This is a genomic window from Streptomyces sp. NPDC046900 (assembly GCF_040644975.1).
Classification (GTDB): Bacteria; Actinomycetota; Actinomycetes; order Streptomycetales; family Streptomycetaceae; genus Streptomyces.
This window is the reverse complement of record NZ_JBEYXD010000226.1, coordinates 1-2,349: the sequence shown is the minus strand read 5'-3', so window position 1 is coordinate 2,349 and position 2,349 is coordinate 1. Positions and strand designations below refer to the sequence as shown.

The 2,349-nt window shown below is 69.9% G+C and carries 3 protein-coding genes; 2 read left to right on the top strand and 1 reads right to left on the bottom strand.

The window, feature by feature from the left end; translation table 11 throughout:
• Nucleotides 1-331: helix-turn-helix transcriptional regulator (locus ABZ904_RS51075; protein WP_361831168.1), on the bottom strand; the 331-nt coding region annotated here is incomplete at its 3' end.
• Between the two features lie 563 nt (nucleotides 332-894).
• Here ABZ904_RS51075 and ABZ904_RS51070 point away from each other — a divergent pair.
• Nucleotides 895-1,380: a DUF6415 family natural product biosynthesis protein gene (locus tag ABZ904_RS51070; protein ID WP_359411198.1), complete on the top strand. Its 486-nt coding sequence runs from the start codon at nucleotides 895-897 to the stop codon at nucleotides 1,378-1,380.
• Between the two features lie 327 nt (nucleotides 1,381-1,707).
• Nucleotides 1,708-2,223, top strand: coding sequence for a hypothetical protein (locus tag ABZ904_RS51065; RefSeq protein WP_361831166.1), 516 nt, complete (start codon nucleotides 1,708-1,710; stop codon nucleotides 2,221-2,223).
• Nucleotides 2,224-2,349: the final 126 nt, after the last annotated feature.

Genomic DNA, 2,349 nt, shown 5'->3' with positions numbered 1-2,349 from the left:
CATGTGCGACTGAGGCGGGTTGCACGGGCACAGCCTGCGTGGGGACGGCGGGCAGACCCACGCCGACCGCAGTATCGGCGAGGACAGCACGGCGCGCGCGGTCGGACCCCGGCCCGTTCGATGCGGCGAACCCCAGGGACTCAAGGTCTTGACCCAGCAACCGGGTGAGAGCCTGGGCAACGTCTGGCTGCGGCCACGGCGGGGTGTCTGATTCCCACCTGCGGACCTGCCGGACTCCCACCTTAAGGGCGTCCGCTAGCGCCTGCTGCGAGTGGTAACCGGCCGCCATACGGGCGGACTTGAGCCTGGTGTTACCTGCGGGGCGTCCCACTGCCTCACCTCCGTCTTGGGCACAGACGCAAGTGTCACCCAAGGCCCCCTATTTGACCAGCCATCACCTTGAGAAGCTACATAAAGTCCGGTTCTACGACACAAAAGACCTCTTGAAGTCCTCGGATCAGCCTCTGTTGAGGGCCCATGGTGTTACACACCCTGATCACCGTAAGCGCCGAGGAGCCGCACGATGCCGACCACCCGCTTCCCGACCGTAGCCCCGCGCACCGTGACACCCAGCCGACATCAGCGCGGGCCAACGAGTGGTGGGCACAAGCTGGGCCCGGCCTCGACGGCACCCCGTGGTGCACGCTCTGACTCACCGGCGCAGGACACCACCAGAGCCGCGCTCTTATCCGCGTCATACTCAGCCGTCAACGCCCTGAAAATCGACGGCACTCGCCCCTTTGCAGCACATTTCCCGTGCCGAGCAGCCGGAGAGACAGGGAGCCTGCACCGCAGCCTTGACCCGCGCCGGAACACAAGGCTGATGCCAGCGGCAGCGTTGGTGCAGGCCGTCCACCAGATGGTCAAGCCGCCTTGCGGATCGGAGCAGTCCCAGTGACCGCAGCAGCCCTCACGCAGCCCGTCGATATCGACACCATGCGCCAGAGCATCAGCCGCCTGATCGGGCCGGGCGCCGAGTCACCGGAGGGCGAGGAGCTGGCCGGGCTGACCGGTCTGCTGCGCGGCCACATGCAGTTGATCATCCCGGAAGTTGAGCAGGTGGCCTTGAAGCTGCCGACGGATGACGTGCCCCGGTACTGCGCGCTCGCCTGCATCGGCGAGGCCCGCGTCAAGCTGCGGGCCGCTGCCGGTGACGGGCCGCACCGGGCCGTGGCCTACGCCCGAAAACTCGCGCGCGCCCTGGCGGCGCTGTGTGACCACTACGAGGCGCTGATGGGTGTGGTCATGTGTCTGGCCTGCGACAAGCCGATCAGAGACCGTGAGGACTCGATGCCCTACGGGCACGTCAGTGCTTCCGGTGGAGCCGCCTGCGCGGGCCGTATCCACACCCGGTGCGCCCACGTGCTGCGCCACCGCTGACCTGTACTCCCCAGCCCTGGCGACCGGGCCCATGGCGGCCGCTTCGGGATCGGGCCGCCGCGCGTACGCGAGCTCGCCCTGTGGCGGGATGACCACTACATGAGACCACTTGGGTCGCCTCCAGCAGACGGCCGCCAGACCTCAGCACCCCCTTCCGCCGCATACCCATGGAAAGCCAGCCTATGACCACCCACCTCACCAGCTCTGCCAGCCCCACCATGAACCAGCTCGTGCCCTACATCACCAGCCGCGCCGGCGAACCTGCTGTCCTCGCTGCGCGCCCTGCGCGGCCCCGACGGACGCCTGCAGCTGGGCTACTGGAACGAAATGGCACAGGACCGCGACCTGCGCGGGGTCCTGTGGGGCCGCTGCTCCCAAACGATCGGAACCGGCGGCCTGCCCACCGGCCGGCCGCGGTGGCGGATGGTCCACCCCTCCCGCCAGCGCGAGTGCATGGAGCAGTTGCGCTGCCAGGTCTGCGCCCAGCCCGCCCGCACCCACCACGGCATCGTCTTCCTCGCCGGACCAGGCGAGGTGCGGCCCGACGACGCCGTGGTGCGCACCGCGCAACCCCCGGTCTGCCTCCAGCACGCACGAGCGGCGGCGCAGCAGTGCCCGCATCTCGCCGGTCGACCGACCGGGTTCCTGGCGCACAGTGTCCCGTTATACGGAGTGATCGGCACCCCCTACCAGTACGGCGACGGTGGGCTGCAGGCTCTGCCCGCCACCGACCAGGCGCTCCCCTACGGGCATCCCGGCCTCGGCTGGTTCCTCGCCTCGCAGATGGTGCGCCGGCTCCGCGCGTACACCGTCATCACCCTGGGCGACCTCCCCAACCCCTGACTCCGCACCACCCCAAGTCCCCGTCCCTTGCCCCAACGCTCCCCCGGCGTAAGGCGGGGACGGGTCCCACCCCGGTGCCGGGCCGCCCTACCCCTCCCCCACGCGGCCCCGCCCCCGGGCCCGCCC

What these genes read in the sequence shown, in the direction of transcription:
- ABZ904_RS51065 (WP_361831166.1), top strand. Translation starts at nt 1,708, where the DNA reads ATGGCACAGGACCGCGACCTGCGCGGGGTCCTGTGGGGCCGCTGCTCC.